The organism is Pseudomonas sp. IT-P171 (genome assembly GCF_949767765.1).
In the GTDB taxonomy this organism is placed as follows: domain Bacteria; phylum Pseudomonadota; class Gammaproteobacteria; order Pseudomonadales; family Pseudomonadaceae; genus Aquipseudomonas; species Aquipseudomonas fluorescens_B.
Map to the genome: position 1 here is coordinate 234323 of NZ_CATKQN010000011.1, position 19875 is coordinate 254197.

Here is a 19875-nt window from a genome sequence, read left to right on the forward strand (position 1 = left end):
GGACCCTGACATCTTCGAAAATCACCGATCATTGAACCGACTCCAATGCAACCCGTGCACCTGGCCGTAGTTTTCCGGGAGCTTCAGACATGAGTGACTCGAATGCAGGAGAAGACGTAAAGCAGGTTGAGTTCACTGGTTGTTGTGTCATCTGATTTAAATCAATCTATGACCAGATTCCATTCCTGAACTATTACCAACATCGTGTCTGCCTGGATCTTTAGGCGATACCCGTCGCCATTACCCAGAAACTCCTGACAAAGAATCAGGCCTGCAGGATGATTGAACGGGTCATTAAACAGGCTTAACTCGAAAGCCCTGAAAGGGGGCGGCTCACCACACCGCCCAAGAAAGTCTGGCGACAGAGCACATTGATCTATGCGCTTGAATGCCCGACGCGATGGTTATCGGTTAAATCGCTCGACCAACGAGTACTGAGTGTTAGCGGTCTGGGTTAATTCCTTGCTCAGCTCTGCCGAATGCCTGGCTTGTTCCGATGTCTGATCCGCCAAATTGGCAATGGTCGTGATATTGCGGCTGATTTCCTCGGCCACGGCGGTTTGCTCCTCGGTCGCAGCGGCGATCTGGGTGGTCATATCCGTGATGTTCGCAACGGCCTCACTGATACCGACTAATGCCTTATCGGCCTCAAGCACCCACGCCACGCCTTCTTCGGCCTGGCGTTGACCGCTTTCCATGGTTTTCACCGCGTTGTTGGACGAGACCTGCAGCTTGGAAATCAGCCCATGGATTTGCGTCGTGGACTCCGTCGTGCGCTGCGCCAACTGGCGCACTTCATCGGCGACCACCGCAAAGCCTCGGCCCATGTCGCCGGCTCGCGCGGCTTCGATGGCGGCGTTCAGCGCCAGCAGGTTGGTCTGGTCGGCAATGCCCTTGATGACATCGACCACTGTGCCGATGTCATTGCTGTCCTTGGCCAGTTGCGCGACTGTCAGCCCGGTTTCACCCACCACCACCGAGAGGCGCTGAATGGCTTCGCGGGTGTCCCGGGCCACGTCGCGTCCGCGTCCGGTCAACACATTGGCTTCCTGGGTAGCGTCGGCGGTGCGCTGGACGTGGCTGGCGACTTCCTGTGTGGTGGCCGCCATCTGATTGACCGCTGCCGACACCTGCTCGGTCTCGACCCGTTGGCGGTCAAGCCCACGGGAACTGTCGGCGGCGAGGCCGTCGGATCGGCCGGCCAGGCCGGTCAGTTGCTCTGCCGTATCCTGCAGCCGGGTGAGGCACGTCTTGAGCCGGGAGGCCTGACTGACAAACGCCGTTTCAAGGCGTGCCTGGGGGCCACGTTCGTCGCTGTACATTTGGGCCAGCAACGCGTCGCAGGTTGAGGCTTCAGCCATTTCCAGCAGTTGCAGCGCGCCGCGGTTTTGGCGACTCGACACCCACAGCCCGAGCGGCACCGATACGCCGACAGCCAGGATGATCGCCTCTGACATGCCGAGGAACACGCCGCCCAATGCACCCACCAGGCCCATGGTCAACACCGGCAGCCAGGCGAACAGGGCGGGTTGCCATTGATCACTGGCCGGGACGGCCGACTTGCCCAGGCTGATGCGTTTATAGAGGGTTTCGGCGCGACGGATCTGCTCGGCCGTCGGCTTGACCCTGACCGACTCGTAGCCCACAACCTCACGCCCCTCGAAAATCGGCGTGACGTAGGCGTTCACCCAGTAGTGGTCGCCGTTTTTCGAGCGGTTCTTGACGATGCCCATCCACGGCTTGCCAAGCTTGAGCGCGCCCCACATATGGGCAAAGACGGCCGAAGGAACGTCGGGGTGACGAACGATGTTTTGAGGCGCGCCGATCAGGTCGGATTTGTTGAAACCGCTGATTTCGACGAAGGCGTCATTGCAGTACGTGATGACGCCCCGCGCATCCGTTGCCGAGATGAGTTTTTGTTGAGGCCCAAGGGTGACCTCGCGCTGTGTAACTGGTTGGTTGTTTCTCATCTGTATTGCTCCTATGCCCTAACGTAGGGGCATCGGCTGCAATATGAGAAAGGTTAATGAGTAATTCCAAAAGGGGCGGTCATACGTCCGAACGCCTGCAATCTGATGCTGTTTTTTTTGTTGGATCTGAGCCTTTTTTTAGTGAGTCGGTGCTCTATAGAGTGCGCGTCCGACGCACTAGAGGACAGTGATCGGCCGCCCACTATTTCTGGCTCTCTGAAGACCGGACGACCTCGAGAGTCTTCAGGAACCACCATGAATACTCGTCCGAGCTTGCACAGCAAGACACTCCCAGAGTCGCAACGTGACATTCTCGGCATGATCGCGACCGATCATCATCTCAGCGACATACTCTGCGCTATCTGCCAGATGCTCGACGCACAGGCCCCCGAAACCGTCTGCTCGATCCTGCTCACTGATGCCGAGGGCAGACACTTGCTGAGCGGCGCGGCGCCCGGACTGCCAGCCGAGTACAACGAGGCGATTCATGGAATGGCCATTGGTCCACAGGAAGGAACCTGCGGCACCGCAGCGTTCCGGCGCGAGCTTGTGGTCACCGAAGACATCGCCCGGGACCCGAACTGGGAGCGTTTCCGCAGCCTGGCGCTGGGGCATAACCTGCGTTCCTGCTGGTCGGTGCCTTTGCTCTCCCATCAAGGACACGTGTTGGGTACATTTGCCCTCTACCAGAACCGCGCCCATGTGCCGGACGAGGCGCAGATCCAGCGACTGGCCTTTGCAGCCCAACTGGCAGTCATTGCGATCCGCCGTGAGCGCGACGGCCAACGCCTGGAGGAAAGCGAACAACGTTTTCGTTCATTGTTCACCTACAACCCTCACCCGGTGTTCGCCCTCGATCTGGCCGGAAACATCCAGAGTGTGAATCCAGCAGGCCTGAAGCTGAAGCCGCACACCGCAACCGATTTCATTGGTCATCACTTTTCCCATCTGGTGCTCGAAGAAGACCTGCAACGGGTCAGTCAGCATTTTTCCGCAGCCCGCGCCGGAGAACCTCAGCGCTTCGAGGCACGGGTTCGCGACGAGAGTGATAAATTGCTGACCATGGACATTTCCAACCTGCCGATCATGGTCAACGGAGAGATCGTCGGGGTATTTGGCATAGCCCGAGACATCAGCGAGCAGAAGCATTTCGAGCGCCAATTGAGCTTCAATGCCAGCCATGACCGGCTGACCGGTTTGCTTAACCGTGTTTCGCTTGAAGACCGGCTTATGCTGGATTGTCACATCAGTCGTCGGCGCAAGCGTCGTCTGGCGGTGATGTGCATTGACCTGGATGGATTCAAATCCATCAACGATTCGATCGGGCATTACTTCGGCGATCAGGTGCTGATTGAGGTGGCGCAGCGTATGACCCGGCAGGTTCGTCCCGGTGACACCATCGTGCGCATGGGCGGTGACGAATTTATCGTGCTGCTGCCGAACCTGCTTCGTGATGAGGACGTTGTACCGGTGGTCGAGCGCTTGATGGCCAGCATTGCCAGACCCTACTGCATCCAAGGCATTGACCTGCACGTGAGTGCAAGTATTGGCATCACCCTGAGCGATGGTCACATCGAGCAGCCGATGCAGCTGATCCAGCAGGCTGACATGGCCATGTACAAAGCCAAGCAGCAAGGGCGCAACAACTTTCAGTGGTACACCAGCGATCTCAATCAGCGCGTTTGCGAGCACGCGAGCCTGCGCAATGACCTGCAAAAGGCTATCGAAACTCAATCGTTCAAGCTGCATTATCAACCGCAGATAGAGGCGCGCACGGGGCGGGTGGTCGGGATCGAAGCGTTGCTGCGCTGGGAGCATCCTGAAAAAGGATTTATCTCACCCGCTGTGTTTGTGCCGGTGGCAGAGGACAGTGGTCAGATCATCCCGCTGAGCCTTTGGGTACTCGATACGGCCTGCGCGCACTTGCGCCAGTTAGGCGAGCAGGGCATCACTGGCATCTCGATGGCGGTGAATATTTCGCCGATGCATTTTCAGCGTGGCCATTTCGTCCAGTATGTACAAGCCACCCTGGAGAAACACGGACTCTGTGGTGAGCAACTGGAGTTGGAGATCACCGAGTCGCTTCTGTTGCATAACGCTGAACAGGCGATCGACACGTTGCACCGGCTCAAGGCGTTGGGGGTTTGCATTGCGCTCGATGATTTCGGCACCGGTTTTTCCAGCCTCAGCTATCTCAAGCGTTTGCCCATCGACAAGATCAAGATCGACCGCTCGTTCATCCAGGAAATCGCCACCGACCATCACGATGCAGCGATCACCCAAGGCATTATTTCCATGGCCCATCACCTCAGCCTGACGGTGGTCGCCGAAGGCGTGGAAACGGCGTCTCAGGTGGATTTCCTGAAGGGCAGTCGCTGCGATGTTTTCCAGGGGTATTACTTTGCCAAACCGATGCCCTATGCAGAAATCGAAGCGTTCTTGAGCCATCCCGCGTCCCATACCTGACCGCCAATCCTGTCGGGTCCCAGACCTGAAAATCAGACGCTAAGGCAAATTTTCAGACTCCAGCGCAGAACTCCCTCTCCCCAGGCAAGGCGCTCCCTGCGCCTTTCTCACACACTCGGCTCTAACGCTATCGCGCTGCACAACAACAAGAGCCGCGAAAAATATGACCAGTTTCCAGCCTGCTACCGAAAGCCAGACCGGCCACATCGGCGCCCGTCAGACCCGTGTCGAGGACGCCGCATTGTTGCGCGGCCTCGGCTGCTATGCCGATGACGCTGCGATCCCTCCGGGAACGCTGCACGCGGCGATCATCCGTTCACCTCACGCTCATGCGCGGATCACCTCGGTGGACTTTTCCAGTGCGCTGCTGATGAAAGGCGTGCGAGGCGTGCTGGTCGGCGAAGATGTCAAACGCTGGGCGCTGCCGTTCCCGGTGGGGGTGCGGCAGCCGATGGAGCACTGGTGCGTCGCCGTGGACAAGGTGCGTTATGTCGGAGAGCCGGTGGCCGTGGTGATCGCCGAGAGCCGCTATCTGGCCGAGGACGCCATCGAAGGTGTGCGTGTGGAATACGAGCCACTGCCCCCGATCATCGATCCCGAACTGGCCATCGCCGAACAGGCACCGATCCTGCACGAAGCCGTCGGCAGCAACGTGGTCAACGAACGGCGCTTTCGTTACGGCGAGCCGGAGCTGGCGTTCGAGCAGGCGCCGCACAAAGTCTCGCTCAAAGTGAAGTTTCCGCGCAGTTCCTGCACACCCATTGAATGCTATGTAGTGCTCGCTCAGTACGAGCGCGCCACCGGCATTTATGACGTGCTAGCCAATTTTCAGGGCCCCTATGCGTTGCACACGGTCATGGCCCGGGCACTGAATGTGCCCGGCAACCGCTTGCGTTTGCGCACACCGAAAGACTCCGGCGGCAGCTTTGGCATCAAGCAAGGGGTTTTCCCTTACGTGGTGATGATGGGCCTGGCGTCACGCAAGGTCGGTGCACCGGTGAAGTGGGTCGAGGACCGTCTGGAACATCTTCAGGGAGCTTCTTCGGCGACCAATCGGGTGACCGAAATTGAAGCGGCGGTAGAAGCCGATGGCCGCATCACCGCATTGCGTTATGACCAGATCGACGATTGTGGTGCCTACCTGAGAGCGCCTGAACCGGCGACTTTCTACCGCATGCACGGCAACCTGACGGGGGCCTACGCGATCCGTAATTTGCAAGTGCGCAACCGAGTGGTGCTGACCAATAAAACCCCTTCCGGCCTGAACCGCGGTTTCGGTGGCCCGCAGGTATATTTCGCGCTGGAGCGGCTGCTGCAACACATCGCCGTGCAGCTGAAGCTTGATCCGTTGGACGTGATCCGCCGCAACCTGGTGCCGGCCGATGCCTTCCCTTATCGCGCGGCCGCCGGTGCGTTGCTCGATTCCGGCAATTACCAGGCAGGCATTGCCTTGGCGGCGGCGGACGGTGGACTCGAGGAATTGCTCAAACGTCGTGATCAGGTGCGTGCCGAAGGCCGGATCTACGGCATCGGTTATGCCGCAGTCATCGAGCCATCGATTTCCAACATGGGTTACATCACCACCGCGATGACGCCCGAAGAGCGGCGCAAGGCCGGTCCGAAAAACGGCGCAGTTGCCACTGCAACCATCAACATTGGCCCATTGGGTGACGTCAGTGTGCACGTGTCCTCGGCACCGCAAGGGCAGGGCCATCAAACCACCGTCGCTCAGGTCGTCGCCGAAGTGCTTGGGGTTGCGCTGGAATCCATCGTGGTCAACGTCGAGCTGGACACTCAGAAGGACGCTTGGTCGATTGCTTCGGGCAACTACTCCAGCCGCTTCGCCGGTGCCGTGGCCGGTGCCGTCTACAAGGCGGCGCTGAAGATCCGCGATCGCCTCGCCGCGATTGCCGCCGAGCAATTGCAGGCCAGTCCCGAAGATATTCGTTTCGCGGGCGGCAAGATTTTTGTGGTCAATGGCGGGGCGGTAGCGCCATTCCATCGGATTGCCGGTGCGACCCATTGGTCGCCGGGCCTGCTGCCTGAAGGTGAAAGCGGCGGTCTGCGCGAAACCGCGTTCTGGAGCCCTCCGCAATTGGAGGCACCGGACGATCAGGATCAGGTCAATAGCTCGCTGTGCTACGGCTTTGTCTTCGACATCTGCGGTCTGGAAATCGACCGCATGACCGGCGAGATTCACATCGATCGCTACGTCACCTGCCATGACGCTGGCCGCCTGCTCAACCCGGCGCTGGTCGATGGCCAGATTCGTGGTGGCTTCACCCAAGGCCTCGGCGCGGCGCTGATGGAAGAATTCGCCTATGGCGAGGACGGAAGCTTCCTCTCCGGGACCTTCGCCGATTATCTGGTGCCGACCGCACCGGAAGTTATCGAACCGGTGATCCTGCACATGGAAACGCCATCGCCATTCACCCCACTGGGCGCCAAGGGTGTGGGCGAGGGCAACAATATGAGCACGCCGGTGTGCATCGCCAACGCGGTGGCTGACGCCCTTGGCCGCTCGGACATCCGTCTGCCACTGACGCCATCGAAAGTACGCACGCTCATCGGGATCGACGAGCCGCCACGGCCCGCCGGTATGGAGCCCGATGAAAACCTGGACGCGGCCGCTGCCGGTGGACCGGCACTGCGGGCCAACGACTCGGTGGTGATTCCTGCTGCGCCGCAACAGGTCTTCGATACCTTGCTCGACCCGCAGACGCTGGCGGCAATCATTCCCGGTTGCCACGACCTCGTGCTTGAAGGCGAAAACCGTTACCGCGCAGACGTCACCGTCGGCGTCGGCATGATCCGTGCGCGCTTCGAGGCCAAGGTTGCCCTGAGTGATCTGGACCCGCCGCATTCATTGCGTCTGTCCGGTTCCGGCAGCAGCTCGATGGGTTCGGCCCAGGGTCAGGCCAAGGTGCGTTTCGTCCAACTGGAAAATGGCCACACACGTCTGGAATACCAATACCAGGTGGCGGTCAGCGGCAAAGTCGCCGCGGTCGGCGGCCGAATGTTGCAAGGGGCCTCGAAAGTGATCATCGGACAAATCTTTACTCGCCTGTCGCAACGGGTCAACGGCCAAGCCATCTCTACCGGCTGGTGGGCGCGGCTGCGTGCGTCGCTTGGCGCACTGTTTGGTAAGGGAGGTGCGCAATGAAACCGGCTGCTTTCGATTACGTTCGGGCTGACACCCGTCGTCAGGTGGTTGAGCTGCTCGCCGAGTACGGCCAGGAGGCTCGCATCATCGCCGGTGGTCAATCGCTGATGGCGGTGCTGAACATGCGCCTGGCTCAACCCAAGTTGCTGATCGACATCAATCATGTGACTGAGCTGGCCTATATCGAACTGCGCAAGGATTGCCTGGCGGTAGGCGCCGGGGTACGACAGGCGCAACTGCTGGCGCGTTCGACCCTGATGGACGAGGTGCCTTTATTGGCACTGGCGATGCCCTGGATCGGTCACTTCCAGACGCGTAATCGCGGCACAGTCTGCGGTTCGGTGGCTCATGCCGACCCGAGCGCCGAGTTGCCGCTGTGCCTGGTGACGCTGGGCGGAGAGATCGTTCTCGAGTCGAAAAAAGGCAAGCGCATCGTCAAGGCTGCCGATTTCTTCCAAGGCATTCTCACCACCGACAAGCGTGCGGATGAACTGGTCGTCGAGGTGCGTTTTCCGCTCAAGCGCGAAGGCATCACCTATCGCTTCCGCGAAATCGCCATGCGCCACGGCGACTTCGCGATTGTCTCCCTGGCCGCGGCCATCGGCGCGGATCAGGTCGAGCTTGGCATCGGCGGGGTCGCCGACCGTCCACAACGTCGCAGCCTGCCTCGTGGTGCCGCGCTGCCAGACGCGCTCAATCAAACCGCCTGGTCCCTCGATGCACAAGACGACGTGCAGGCCAGCGCTGCCTATCGCCGCCAACTTATTCGCGAGCTGGGCCATCAGCTGATTGAAGGAGTCTGAACATGCGTGTAACTGCCGACCAAACCTTTCCGATTCGCCTGGAACTCAATGGCCGCTCCCGCGAAGCCCTGGCTGAACCGCGGACCCAACTTTGCGACTTTCTGCGCCACGACCTCGGTGCCACCGGTGTCCATGTCGGATGCGAACACGGTGTCTGCGGTGCCTGCACGGTGCTGGTGGACGGAGTCGCCATGCGTTCCTGCCTGATGCTCGCGGTACAGGGGCACGAGCGACGTATCGAGACCGTCGAGTCCCTGGCCGACGACGACACACTAAGCGACCTGCAACAAGCCTTTCGCCGTCATCACGCCTTGCAGTGCGGCTTTTGCACTGCGGGCATTCTCATGTCCTGCGTGGATTTCCTCGAACGGGTACCCAGCCCGGACGAGACCCAGGTACGCGACATGCTTTCGGGGCATCTATGTCGCTGCACGGGTTACACCGGCATCGTTCAGGCCGTGCTCGAAGTCGCTGCCCAGCGCCAAACGAACAAAGGGGTATAACAAAAATGTTCGATCTCGGACGCAGTTTCCTCGCTGCCGTTGAACGCCGCCCGCACGCCGTGGCGGTCAGTGACGGTGCGTTGAAGAAAACCTATGAAGAATGGTTCGTCGATATCCAGAGTGCCGCCTGGGGCTTGCAATGCCTTGGGCTGCAACGCGGTGATCGACTGCTGGTAGTGATGCAAAACCGCTGGCAGATGGCAACCCTGCATTGGGCGTGTCAGTTTGCGGGCATCGTCATGACCCCGTTGAACTGGCGTTCGACTGCCGAGGAACTGGGCTACTGCATCGAAGATGCGCAAATCCGTGCAGTGGCTTACGACGACGCGACCGTGACCGCCGTGGCCGGTTGCAGCGCCGCCACAAGGCTGCCACGGATCGCCACCGGTCTGCGTGCTGCCAACACCGACCTGAGTTTCGAGGAACTGTGTTCGCAGACCCCCTCCGGCATCATTTTGCAGGCCGACGCCGAAGATTTTTCACTGTTGCTGTACACCTCCGGAACCACCAGCAAGCCCAAAGGCGTACCGCGTCGGCACCGTAGTGAACGCGCCGCGGCGGTTGCCCACGTAGCGCAAAACCTCTACCGCCAGGGCGAGTGCACGCTGGGTGTCATGCCGCTTTACCACACCATGGGCGTGCGTTCGTTGCTGTCCATGGCGCTGATCGACGGACATTTTGTCTGTGTGCCGAAGTTCGATGTGGAGGCCACGCTGCAGGCCATCGAGCGGGAAAAGGTCAGCAACCTGTACCTGGTGCCGACGCTCTACCACATGCTCATCGAACACCCGGCCTTTGCCCGCGAGCGAGTCGCCAGTGTGGAGAAAATCGGCTTTGCCGGTGCACCGATGAGCGACGGTTTGATGCGTCGCGTCGAGCAGGCGTTCCAGCCGCAATTGTTCGTCAATCATTACGGCAGCTCGGAGATCTACACCTTCACCATCGACCAGCAAGCCAGCCGCAAACCCGGTTCGTCAGGGCGCAGTGCAATGAACCAGCGCGTGCGCGTGGTGCCGATCGATGCTGAAACGGTGGATGTGCAGGTCAACCCAATGGAGGAGGGCCAGATCATCGCCGACCTGGCGAGTGACGAGGCGTTCGAAGGCTACCTCAATCGCCCCGAAGCGAACGCCAAGGCATTGCGTGACGGATGGTATTTCACCGGTGACATCGGCTACTTCGATCTGGAGGGCGATCTGTTCGTCACGGGTCGTGTCGATGACTTGATCATCACCGGCGGCGAAAACGTCAGTCCGGCAGAAATCGAAAACATGCTCTCTCTGCACCCGGCAGTAGAAGAGGTGGTGGTGGTCGGTCTGCCCGACGAGCAGTGGGGCAAGATCATTGCCGCATTTATCAAGCTGCGCGCCGAGGTCTCGGAAGGCGACCTTGATGCCCATTGCATCGCTTCGGGCCTGGCGAAATTCAAGCGGCCACGGCGTTACCACTTCATCGATCAGATTCCCAAATCTCCAGTTGGCAAGGTGCTGCGGCGCGTGCTGCTGGCCGAATTTCAGGAACAGGCCTTGAAGGCCATCAGCTAATCATCCAGAGGACACTCCCATGCAACAACAAGCGATCCAGCAATTTCTCGACACGCAGTTCGATGGCTTCCAGGTTGAAGTCGATGCGTCCCGCGAGCGCGCTGACATCATCCTCAACCGGGCGCCGTTGAACGTTATTTCCATGGGCCAGCGCGATCAACTGCGCCTGGTCTTCGAAGCCCTCGATGCACACAAAGACGTGCGCGTCATCGTGCTGCGCTCGGTGGGTGAACACTTCTCCAGCGGCGGTGACATCAAGGGCTTCCTCGAAGCGTCGCCGGAGCACGTTTCGAAGCTGGCCTGGAACGTTGCGGCACCGGCACGTTGCGAAAAACCGGTGATCGTTGCCAACCGTGGTTACACCTTCGGCGTCGGTTTCGAACTGTCCCTGGCCTGTGATTTCCGCATTGCTTCGCAAACCACTCGCTATGCCTTGCCTGAGCAGAACCTGGGTCAGATCCCGGGCTCGGGTGGCTCCGCACGCCTGCAGAAAATCATCGGCATCACCCGCACCAAGCACATGGTGATGCGCGCCAAACGCATTACCGGCGACCAGGCCTACGCCTGGGGTATCGCGACCGAGGTCGTGCCGGATACCGAACTGGAAAGCACCGTCGATGCCTTGGTCGATGAACTGCGCCGCTTCTCGCCGCTGGCTCAGCGCACGGCGAAAAAACTGATCAACGACAACGAAGATGCGCCGCTGACCGTCGCGATCGAAATGGAAGGTCACTGCTATAGCCGTCTGCGTAGCTCCAAGGACTTCAAGGAAGGCGTTGAAGCGTTTCACAGCAAGCGTACGGCCGTGTTTATCGGCGAGTAAATCGTACTGGCGAGCGGGCCCGGGAGTATGTTGGTAACAGCGTACGCCTTACGGAGCAGGGCCTGCCGCCCCTTCAATGCAACTGAAAGGGCACATCAAGGTTTCACCGCTGACCTGCTGATTACTCGCAACCCGTGCACCGGGATGCAGAACGTTCGATCACCGTTTGTGTGAGGCAACCATGACTACGACAACAACAATAACTGCATCACCCTCCAGCGCCGCTTGCGATACACCACAGATTCCACCGGGCAAGGCCTTGCTCGCGGCATTTGCCTCGACATTCGGCTGGGCGCTGGATTTGTTCGACCTGTTCATTCTGCTCTACGTGGCGCCCATCATCGGCCGCCTGTTCTTCCCCTCGGACACCCCGACCCTGTCGCTGGCCGCGGTATATGCCTCGTTCGCCGTGGCCTTGCTGGTGCGTCCGCTGGGCTCGGCGATCTTCGGCGCGTATGCCGATAAGCACGGCCGCAAGCGTGCGTTGATGGTGTCGATGGTCGGCGTCGGTATTTCCACGGCACTGTTTGGCGCGTTGCCGACCATTCATCAGGTCGGCATATTGGCCCCGATACTGTTTTTGGTCTTGCGGGTGATACAGGGCATTTTCGTGGGTGGCATCGTTGCCTCCACTCACACCATCGGCACCGAATCCATCTCGCCGCGCTATCGCGGCTTGATGTCCGGGTTGATCGGTGGTGCCGGCGCCGGTATGGGCGCGCTGTTGGCGTCATTCACTTATCTGGTGTTGTCGGAGATCTTTCCCGGGGAAGAATTTGACGTCTGGGGCTGGCGCTTCATGTTCTTCTGCGGCCTGCTAAGCACGTTTTTCGGTCTGGTGATGTTCCGTTACCTGGAAGAGACCCCGGTCTGGCAGCAACTGCAACAAGCGCGCAAAACCAAGGGGCCGGCGGTAGTTGTCATGTCGCCGCTCAAGCGTCTGTTCGGTCGCGAGTACCGCGGCGTGATGCTGGTCAACCTGCTGATTACGTTCGGAGGCGGTGCCACGTATTACCTGGCCTGCGGTTATCTGCCGACGTTGCTCAACGTGGTCGCCAAAGTGCCTCATGCGCAGACTTCGCAGATGCTCATGTACGGGTCGGTGGCAACCATTGTCGGAGCACTGGCCTTCGGTTACCTGAGCGACCTGATCGGTCGCAAGAAGACCTTCATGCTGCTGGGTGTGATCAACCTGGTGAGCCTGCCGATGATGTTTCTGGGTGTCGCCGAATCGGGTTCGCTGACCCGTACTGCGCTGTATTGCGTGGGTATAGGCTTCATAGGTGGGGCGATCATCGCGCCGATTCTGATCTTCCTCAACGAACGCTTTGCCACCGAGCTGCGAGCCAGCGGCACCGGATTGTCCTGGAACATCGGTTTCGCCCTCGGCGGAACCATGCCGACCTTTGTGTCCCTGGTCAGCGGCAGCCCGGCGCAGATCCCCATGGTGTTGGCGATGTTCGCCGTCGGTCTGTCGGTGATCTACCTGATCGGCAGCGTGGTGATTCCAGAAACCCAAGGCAATTTCAAGTAAAGGCGGGGAGGCGCTTCAGGAATTCGCAGATCAGCTGCAAGGTCTGCTCGGTCGCTTCGGTCTGGGGAAAGTGCCGACAGTTATCCAGCAACACACAGCGGCACGGTCCAGCGACCTGTCGCTGGATGACCACCAGTTGCTCGGGCGTGGCGTAGTGGTCTTCGCGACCCTGAATGACCAGCAACGGCTTTTCGATATAAGCCAACTGCGCTTCGAGATCATCCAAGGAAAAGTCCGGGTGCAACCAACTGTCGCTCCAACCGTGAAAAGCGCCATCGACATTTGTCCCATGGTGACGTGCCAGGCGCTCGCGCAGTTCGCCCAGATGCCAAGCCTCGGTGGTGTGGCGAATGCCATCGAGGCTCTCGGCCTCGACAATCACGTGAGGGGCCAGTGCGATGCTGCCCAACACGCGTGGATCGTTGGTGGCGGCATAGGCAAGGACGATGGATGCGCCGTCACTGTGACCGAGCAAGACCACTTGCGGCAGTTGCAAGGCATCGAGCAATTGCCGCAGTTCCCGAGGGCCGTCGCTGCTCAGGTAGTTCAGCGGACGCGGCAGGGTTACCGGGCTCGATTGCCCATAACCCTGACGGCTGTAAGTGACCACACCGTAACCGCTGGCCTGGGCCAGGCGCAGGGGGAAGTCTTTCCATTGGTCGGCGCTGCCGAGGCCTTCGTGCAACAGCACCAGTGTCGGTCGCGATGGGTCAGCCGGAGGCAGTTGGCGATGTTCCAGGCGCAGCGCCCCGAGTTGCAAAAACTGTTGTGGCGACATGTTGAATCAACGATTGAACAGGATTGCTCGCAGGTTACCGTAAACGTAACCCTGCATGCAGCACCACGCTTTGCTTGAGGTACAGAAAATATGCGTCATCTCGATGTTCAGGTGATCGACCAGGCACTGCAATGGGCTCGCGCCGGGCAGGCCCAGTGGCTATGTACGGTGCTCTCCACCTATGGCTCGGCACCGCGTGCGCCGGGTGCGATGCTGGTGACCAATGGCACAGGCGAACACGTCGGCTCGCTGTCGGGTGGCTGCGTCGAAGAGGAGTTTCTCGAAAGCCTGACGCGCGGTGAGTTACGCGAACCGGCGCAGATCGTCAGTTATGGCGACAGCGTCGAGCAACGCCACCGCCTGCGATTGCCCTGTGGCGGCGTGCTGATCGTGCTGGTCGAGCACCGCGCTGCCAGTCTCGAATGGATCGCCCACCTGGAGAGTCTGCAAGCAGCGTTGCTGGGTCAGCGTCGTCTGCTGCGTCACGTCGAACTGAGCAGTGGTGCCTTGCGCCTGGACCCGGACACCGGACACGGCAGCGAGCGGGTGCAAGTCGTCGACGAAAGCGTGCGCATCAGCGTCGGCCCGGCGTTACGACTGATTCTGGCGGGGCTCTCGCCGGTCGCCGAATTCTGCGCCAGTTTTGCCCGCGCCATCGGCTGCGAAGTCATCGCCTGCGATCCCCGGGAAGAGATGCTGCAAGTACAACTCGAAGGTGTGGAAATGCAACGCGTGCTGCCCTCGATGTTCATTGCCGCCGGAGGTTGCCACGCGGCGACCGCGGTGGTGGCGCTGACTCACGATCCGCGAATCGATGACCTGGCGCTGATGGAAGCGGTGCACACTCCGGCGTTTTACATCGGCGCCATGGGATCTCAGGCAACGTCGGCCAAGCGCGCCGAGCGGCTGAAACGCATCGGTGGTCTGACGGATGAACAGATCGCCCGTTTACACATGCCCATCGGCCTCGATCTGGGCAGCAAGGCCCCGGCGGAAATCGCTCTGGCGGTGGTGGCCGATATCCTGCGCGTTTATCACGGCAAAGAACGCCATGCCTTGTAAGGCGGTTTTTCCGACGAACGTGGGGGCTGCGAAAGTCGAGGTAGACGCTCGGTCATTCGCGCGCGATAGTGGCCAGCCAAGTGTTGCTGAACCATGGACCGATCGACGGGCTTGTGAAATAGATAAGCGCCCCGATGATATGCATTGAGGCCGATAACGATATCGCTTCAAGCGAGCGGAGGAATCTGATGTCGATTGCCCAACGGGTTTTCCACGGCAGGTTTGGCCGGGTCGCCTTGCTGAATATGGATCATTCGCTGGTCACCCATACCCATTCCGAATGCCACGTGCTGGTCAAAGTGTCTGGCGAAGACACTTACTTCAATGTCAACGGTCGGCGGGTTCCGCTCAGCGATCGCACGGCGGTGCTGGTCAATGCCTGGGAGCCGCATTTCTACGATCCGCAGCCGGGTGCCGGTGCCACCCTGATCCTGGCGCTCTACATCGAGCCCGCCTGGCTGGCCACGGCCCAGCAGTCGCTGGCGCTCAGCGGTCGCCCGGACTTTTTCGCCCGGTCGTGCATCGAGCTGTCGAGTCGTAATCGCACCTTGGCCGACATCCTGGTCGCCGAAGCGCATGGTTGTGGGATCGTGCCGAAAGAGCGTTTGGAGTTCATGCTGTTCGACTTCCTGATCGAACTGATCGAGGACTTTTCCAGCTGGCGGCATTTGTCGCTACTGGGTGCGCCCAACACAGGTGAGTTTCGGGATGCACGCGTGCGCCGTGGCACCGCCTGGTTGCTTGAGCACCTCGATGATCCGAACCCGATCGACAACGCCGCGCGGGCCTGTGGTCTGTCTCGGGCACACTTCTTTGCGCTGTTCAAGAAAGACACCGGCATGACGCCGAACCTGTTGCTTAACGACGCGCGCATGCGCCGGGCTTTTGCTTGGCTTGAGCGTGAGCGCAGTGGAACGCTGGGCCTTTTGTCGGAGAACCTCGGGTTCTCCGAGCAAGGTCATTTCACACGGTTTTTCCGTCAGCACATCGGAGCTTCACCCAGCCAGTATCGGCGTGTAGTGGATAGTTACGCGGCGGTTTGAACCGAGAGGAGGGCGGGAGGTGTTTGGGCAGCCTTCCCGCCGATGAAGTTAGTCTTTCATCTTGAAGCTGACGGCTTTTATAGACTACGTAAGTTGTAACACTTGTTAATTGTCCAGAAAGTCATAAATCTCTTTCATGCGTTCTTCGCGCATCAACTCAAGTTCTTCCTTGGTTTCGGCCACCCACTGCAGGATGAAGTCCCAGCAATCGCAGTCGTGCGCGTCGGCTTCTGTTTCAAATGCTTCTTTCAGAAATTTAAGGCGATATTCTTCCGGCGAGAGCCCACAGTTTTCAGCGAGGCTGTAGTTCAGCTCGCTGAGTTCAAGTTGGATCCATAAGTTGGCGTCCAGAAACTTTTTCAGGGCGAGTTCGGCTCTAAGTTCTTTTGCGATCATGAATGCTCTCTTGTGGAATGCAATAAGTAGCTGGTTGTTCGAGGTCGGCCCAGCGATAAATCGGACTGTGTCAATTTCCTGCCATCATCCATCCTCGAACGCCATGACTTTCACTCAACTCTTTCACGACGCGAGCCGCGTCCTGCTTTTGTTTATACGGGCCGATGACGACAAAGTTGTTTTCTTTACGCGCTACCGGCAACTCCAGCTGCTGAATGGCTTTTACTGCGCGGTGGCGACTGGGTGTGTTCAATGCAATTTCGACCACCCAAACGCCGGATGAAGGCGTGGTTGAAGCTTCTTTTTTAGGGTGGAGAATATAGTCGCCGCATGTCAAACACGGGCGTTCCAGCGTGATTAGCGAGCCTGGAATGGTACGAAAGACATGCCATTGTGTATGAATGGTTTTTTTACGAGCGAAGAGTGCCAAGAGCAGGCCGGTGAAAGCAATCAGACCGCTTAGAATAATTGTCCATTTGTGTGCCTGTGTGGGCAATGAAGGCAGCGTAAGTACTGTAGTTTCATCTGGCTTTTCCATCAAAAACTGTACGGCCTCAGCCTCCGTTGAGTCGGGTATGCGGGATTCGTTTTTCGCAAGGTGCGCGAGCCCGTCGGAATCTTTTGCACTGACCTCTGCCGCAACTTTATTTGTGGTGTCATCGAATAGCTGTTCGAACTTTGTCACTTTTTGCTGGATGTATGAATTGTCGACGTTATTTTGACAAGTTTGTCCTGTGGACGTGTAGGTCCATAGTAGTGCTGATAGTTGCCCAAAAACGCCAGTTAACAGGAAGCCCAAGCCAAGCTTTCGCACGACACCATCTCCAAATCAAATGAATTGTTATTTGTCCCGTTTGTTCTGATAAAACAGGGTTCTATTTTTGATCCTGGGATGGTCTGGATTCTTGAGCGCGTCAGTGTGCCCAAGCGCCAAAACGAGTTGGCTGCTTTTTGTTGTTTTAAAGAACATCGGGCATGCACTTTATAGACTGTTGGTTGACGAAAAAGGCTCAGGTGATCAAAAAAAAGCCGTATCAGATGGATTTGATGAGGGCCAATTAAAACACTTATATTTAAGGTTAATATCGTGGCCAAAGTACTTGGCCAAAGATTCAAGCCAAGCCTGCGCGCTCGGTATAAATGAAAGGATTGTTAGCCGGCCCTTTACGGTACGGACGGGGAGAAGCAACTGAATTTTTTGTCACCCTTTCAAACGATGCCGGTGTGCTGCACTACACTTCAGGTGCCATTCCTACCGCAGAGAGTTCTTGGAGAACGCTCCAGATGCTGTGCTTAGTCCTGAAGAGTTTGCGGAACTGAGCGCTCAGCTTGAAAGCTCTGCTCAACACGCCTGGCCGTGGACGCATTACCGGTCCTGATGTGGGATGAGGGTCAATGCCATGGTCGCTGAAGGCAATGCAGGACAATTATTTGCTGTCGTCACTTTGCTTGCCGCCGCCGTGGTGGCAGTGCCGCTGCTCAAACGCATCGGGCTCGGCTCAGTGGTCGGTTACCTGGCGGCGGGGCTGATCATTGGCCCCTTCGGACTGCAACTGATCAATAACCCCCACACCATCATTGAGGTGGCCGAGCTGGGTGTGGCGATGTTTCTTTTTGTGATTGGACTGGAGATGAAACCCTCGCACCTATGGGATCTGCGTCGGCAGATCTTTGGGCTGGGCAGCCTGCAGGTGGTGGTCTGTGCTGTTCTGCTCACTTTTGTCGGCATGGCTTTTGGATTCCCTTGGCAGGTGTCATTTGTCTGCGCAGCGGGTTTTGTACTCACCTCCACGGCCCTGGTTATGCAAGTTCTCTCGGAACGCGGTGACATTACCGAGCCGAGAGGGCAGCACGTCAGCGCTCTGATTGACCAAGGTGTTCTGCAGACCACTGTGGGCGAGCACTTCGGTGCGATTAATGCGGCCAACATGCGTCGTGCCCATGCGCTGGTCGAGAGCGGCAAGGCCCGGGGCAAGATCGTTCTAGAAGGTTTCTGACTTCACTCCTCGGGCGGGCTCGCTTGCGGGCCTCTGAACCGCCTGCGGCATCACTGCCATTTTTTATGTCGCAGAGTTGACGATGAATCCGTCCAGTAACGTATTGGTTTCAGTTCGCTTCGGAACGAGGCTGTACTCCGAATTGCGGAACGATGTGAGTGCCCAGCTCCTCAATGACTTGCGCAGCAGGGCGCTTACTGTATTTGAGATTCAGGATAACGTGGTCCACCCCGATTTCCTGAAGCACCTCCAGCAAACCCCGGAGGTGGTCGCGTCCAAGCCTGAACCCCAAATGAATACGAGTGGGCGGCGTTGACGGGTTCTCAGCGAGGTCGATGTATAGCGACTGAGCGAAGGGCTTATAGACGGAACCACATTGCTTCATGACCTCCAGCCGCCAATCTTCCACGATCAGTCGCTGCATGTTCGGTTGGCGTGGATAGTTGATCCATCCGGTGCTTTCGCGCGCTATCCAATCCAGTGACTGGCGGCTATGCCCGGTTACGAGCATTGGAATCACTTGGGTTGTGGGTTTCGGAATGAGGTCTGCGCCCCGCAGCTCACCACCGCTCCAGCGGATGGGTTCAAAGCTGGTGCTGTGGGCTCTGCGAATCACCTCGTAGTACTCTCGAAAGATGTCTCCGCGCCTTTCGGCATCGACGCCAAAAGCCGAAAATTCCACAGGGCGATCGCCGGAAGCTACCCCCAGAATCAAGCGACCTGCGCTCAACTGATCGATGCTGGCTGACGCCTTGGCCGTGTGCAGTGGATGGTGTAAAGGGATGGCAATGGATGCGGTGCCAAGCGTTATCTCTGACGTATGAGCGGCTATATAGCCCAGGTAAACCCAAGGGTCGAAGACTTGGCCGACATCGCCGAAGCCAGGGTCGCGAAGAGGCACATCGCGAAACCAGAGCGCGCAAAAGCCCAGCTCCTCGGCTCGTTTGGCCAATGCGACCTGGTTGAGCATGCTCGGAGTGTCCCCATCGAAGGCCTCCAAAGGAAAGAACAATCCCAGGCTCAAATGACCCGGAGTGAAGGTTCGGCTGAACCCTCGATGCTCCTGATAAGGAATCGTGCTCGGCCGATACATACTAATCTTCCTCAATGGGGAGAACGTGAACAGCGCCCCTGTTTCCAGAGGTGCTGCGGCATCGGTCGCTTGGGAACGACAGGTGGGGTAGTGGGTGCAATCTTTGCCCGTTGCGCCGTACATGCTGGTCGGGTCGACCGGAGTGAGGGGCCAGTTGCTGGCAGTACGCGCGGGCAGGTCCGGATTGGCGATGAGCGGACGGTCAAAATAAATCAGATCGTTCCAGTCCGATACATCGCCTGAGCAAAAGCATGGGGACCATCCAGCAAGAGTAGGCGGCTTTGCGGGGAACCGCCATGTTCGTCGTCCGTCTCGGTACCTGTCGCAGATGGTTAGACCGCAGTCTGGGCCTTGGGCGTCGTGATCGGCGCGCCACGGGTTGCTATAGAGGTCAGCCCGCTGAGCCTTTGGGTACTCGACCGACAATTGGGTCCGGCCCCAATCCTGAAATTCAGACGATAAGATAAATTTTCAGACTGCAACGCAGAACTCCATTTCCCTAGGCAAGGCACTCCCTGCGCCTTTCTCACACAATCCGCTCTATCGCTATCGCGTTGCATAACAGAAACAGGTGCGATGAGCGACTTTGGAACTTGCATTAACAATATTAACTTGATGCAGGAGGGGCGAGGCATCGTCGATTTCTCGTTTTCAGCAGGATGTTAAGAATAATAAAAAAACGCGCACCTGAAAATCTTGC

Annotated in this window: 15 protein-coding genes and 1 pseudogene; 10 read left to right on the forward strand and 6 right to left on the reverse strand. The window is 58.6% G+C overall.

What is annotated here, in order from left to right:
* Positions 1 to 404: 404 nt before the first annotated feature.
* Entirely contained in the window at positions 405 to 1496 is a 1092-nt protein-coding gene (locus tag ACM6I5_RS09565) for a methyl-accepting chemotaxis protein (protein ID WP_414883954.1), read from the reverse strand.
* Positions 1497 to 1703: 207 nt separating this feature from the next.
* A pseudogene (locus tag ACM6I5_RS09570) lies at positions 1704 to 1970 on the reverse strand (PAS domain-containing protein); the annotation flags it as partial.
* A 255-nt stretch (positions 1971 to 2225) separates the two neighbouring features.
* Here ACM6I5_RS09570 and ACM6I5_RS09575 point away from each other — a divergent pair.
* The 7 genes from ACM6I5_RS09575 (at position 2226) to ACM6I5_RS09605 (ending at position 12806) form a co-directional block, all read left to right on the forward strand.
* The gene (locus ACM6I5_RS09575; RefSeq protein WP_414883691.1) at positions 2226 to 4436 is read left to right on the forward strand and encodes a putative bifunctional diguanylate cyclase/phosphodiesterase; all 2211 of its coding nucleotides are present in this window, start codon (positions 2226 to 2228) and stop codon (positions 4434 to 4436) included.
* Positions 4437 to 4599: 163 nt separating this feature from the next.
* Complete coding sequence (locus ACM6I5_RS09580; RefSeq protein ID WP_414883692.1) at positions 4600 to 7599, forward strand: xanthine dehydrogenase family protein molybdopterin-binding subunit; 3000 nt, start codon at positions 4600 to 4602, stop codon at positions 7597 to 7599.
* Positions 7596 to 8402, forward strand: coding sequence for an FAD binding domain-containing protein (locus ACM6I5_RS09585; RefSeq protein ID WP_017338508.1), 807 nt, complete (start codon positions 7596 to 7598; stop codon positions 8400 to 8402). The genes ACM6I5_RS09580 and ACM6I5_RS09585 overlap by 4 nt, the downstream gene beginning before the upstream one ends.
* A 2-nt stretch (positions 8403 to 8404) precedes the next feature.
* The gene (locus tag ACM6I5_RS09590) at positions 8405 to 8905 is read left to right on the forward strand and encodes a (2Fe-2S)-binding protein (protein ID WP_017338509.1); all 501 of its coding nucleotides are present in this window, start codon (positions 8405 to 8407) and stop codon (positions 8903 to 8905) included.
* A 5-nt stretch (positions 8906 to 8910) separates the two neighbouring features.
* Positions 8911 to 10449, forward strand: coding sequence for an AMP-binding protein (locus ACM6I5_RS09595; RefSeq protein ID WP_414883693.1), 1539 nt, complete (start codon positions 8911 to 8913; stop codon positions 10447 to 10449).
* Between the two features lie 19 nt (positions 10450 to 10468).
* Positions 10469 to 11272: an enoyl-CoA hydratase/isomerase family protein gene (locus tag ACM6I5_RS09600; protein ID WP_017338511.1), complete on the forward strand. Its 804-nt coding sequence runs from the start codon at positions 10469 to 10471 to the stop codon at positions 11270 to 11272.
* Positions 11273 to 11453: 181 nt separating this feature from the next.
* Complete coding sequence (locus ACM6I5_RS09605) at positions 11454 to 12806, forward strand: MFS transporter (RefSeq protein WP_414883694.1); 1353 nt, start codon at positions 11454 to 11456, stop codon at positions 12804 to 12806.
* Here ACM6I5_RS09605 and ACM6I5_RS09610 read toward each other — a convergent pair.
* Positions 12799 to 13584, reverse strand: coding sequence for an alpha/beta fold hydrolase (locus ACM6I5_RS09610; protein WP_116642249.1), 786 nt, complete (start codon positions 13582 to 13584; stop codon positions 12799 to 12801). The two genes, ACM6I5_RS09605 and ACM6I5_RS09610, sit on opposite strands and share 8 nt — an antisense overlap.
* Positions 13585 to 13674: 90 nt before the next feature.
* Here ACM6I5_RS09610 and ACM6I5_RS09615 point away from each other — a divergent pair, with 90 nt between their 5' ends.
* The gene (locus ACM6I5_RS09615) at positions 13675 to 14646 is read left to right on the forward strand and encodes an XdhC family protein (RefSeq protein ID WP_274075205.1); all 972 of its coding nucleotides are present in this window, start codon (positions 13675 to 13677) and stop codon (positions 14644 to 14646) included.
* Between the two features lie 188 nt (positions 14647 to 14834).
* Positions 14835 to 15689 carry an AraC family transcriptional regulator gene (locus ACM6I5_RS09620; RefSeq protein ID WP_414883695.1) on the forward strand — a complete coding sequence of 285 codons (855 nt, stop codon included), beginning with the start codon at positions 14835 to 14837 and terminating at the stop codon, positions 15687 to 15689.
* A 105-nt stretch (positions 15690 to 15794) separates the two neighbouring features.
* Here ACM6I5_RS09620 and ACM6I5_RS09625 read toward each other — a convergent pair whose 3' ends face one another.
* On the reverse strand, positions 15795 to 16085 hold the full coding sequence (locus ACM6I5_RS09625; protein WP_414883696.1) for a DUF6388 family protein: 291 nt from the start codon (positions 16083 to 16085) through the stop codon (positions 15795 to 15797).
* A 70-nt stretch (positions 16086 to 16155) separates the two neighbouring features.
* Positions 16156 to 16899, reverse strand: a complete 744-nt coding sequence (locus ACM6I5_RS09630; protein ID WP_414883697.1) for an SPOR domain-containing protein — start codon at positions 16897 to 16899, stop codon at positions 16156 to 16158.
* A 586-nt stretch (positions 16900 to 17485) separates the two neighbouring features.
* Between ACM6I5_RS09630 and ACM6I5_RS09635 the strand changes: the two genes are divergently transcribed.
* A complete protein-coding gene (locus tag ACM6I5_RS09635) occupies positions 17486 to 18082 on the forward strand; it encodes a cation:proton antiporter (RefSeq protein ID WP_414883698.1) in 597 nt (198 codons plus the stop codon).
* A 109-nt stretch (positions 18083 to 18191) separates the two neighbouring features.
* Here the strand turns inward: ACM6I5_RS09635 and ACM6I5_RS09640 are convergent, their stop codons facing one another.
* Positions 18192 to 19175: an LLM class oxidoreductase gene (locus tag ACM6I5_RS09640; protein WP_010459427.1), complete on the reverse strand. Its 984-nt coding sequence runs from the start codon at positions 19173 to 19175 to the stop codon at positions 18192 to 18194.
* Positions 19176 to 19875 lie beyond the last annotated feature (700 nt).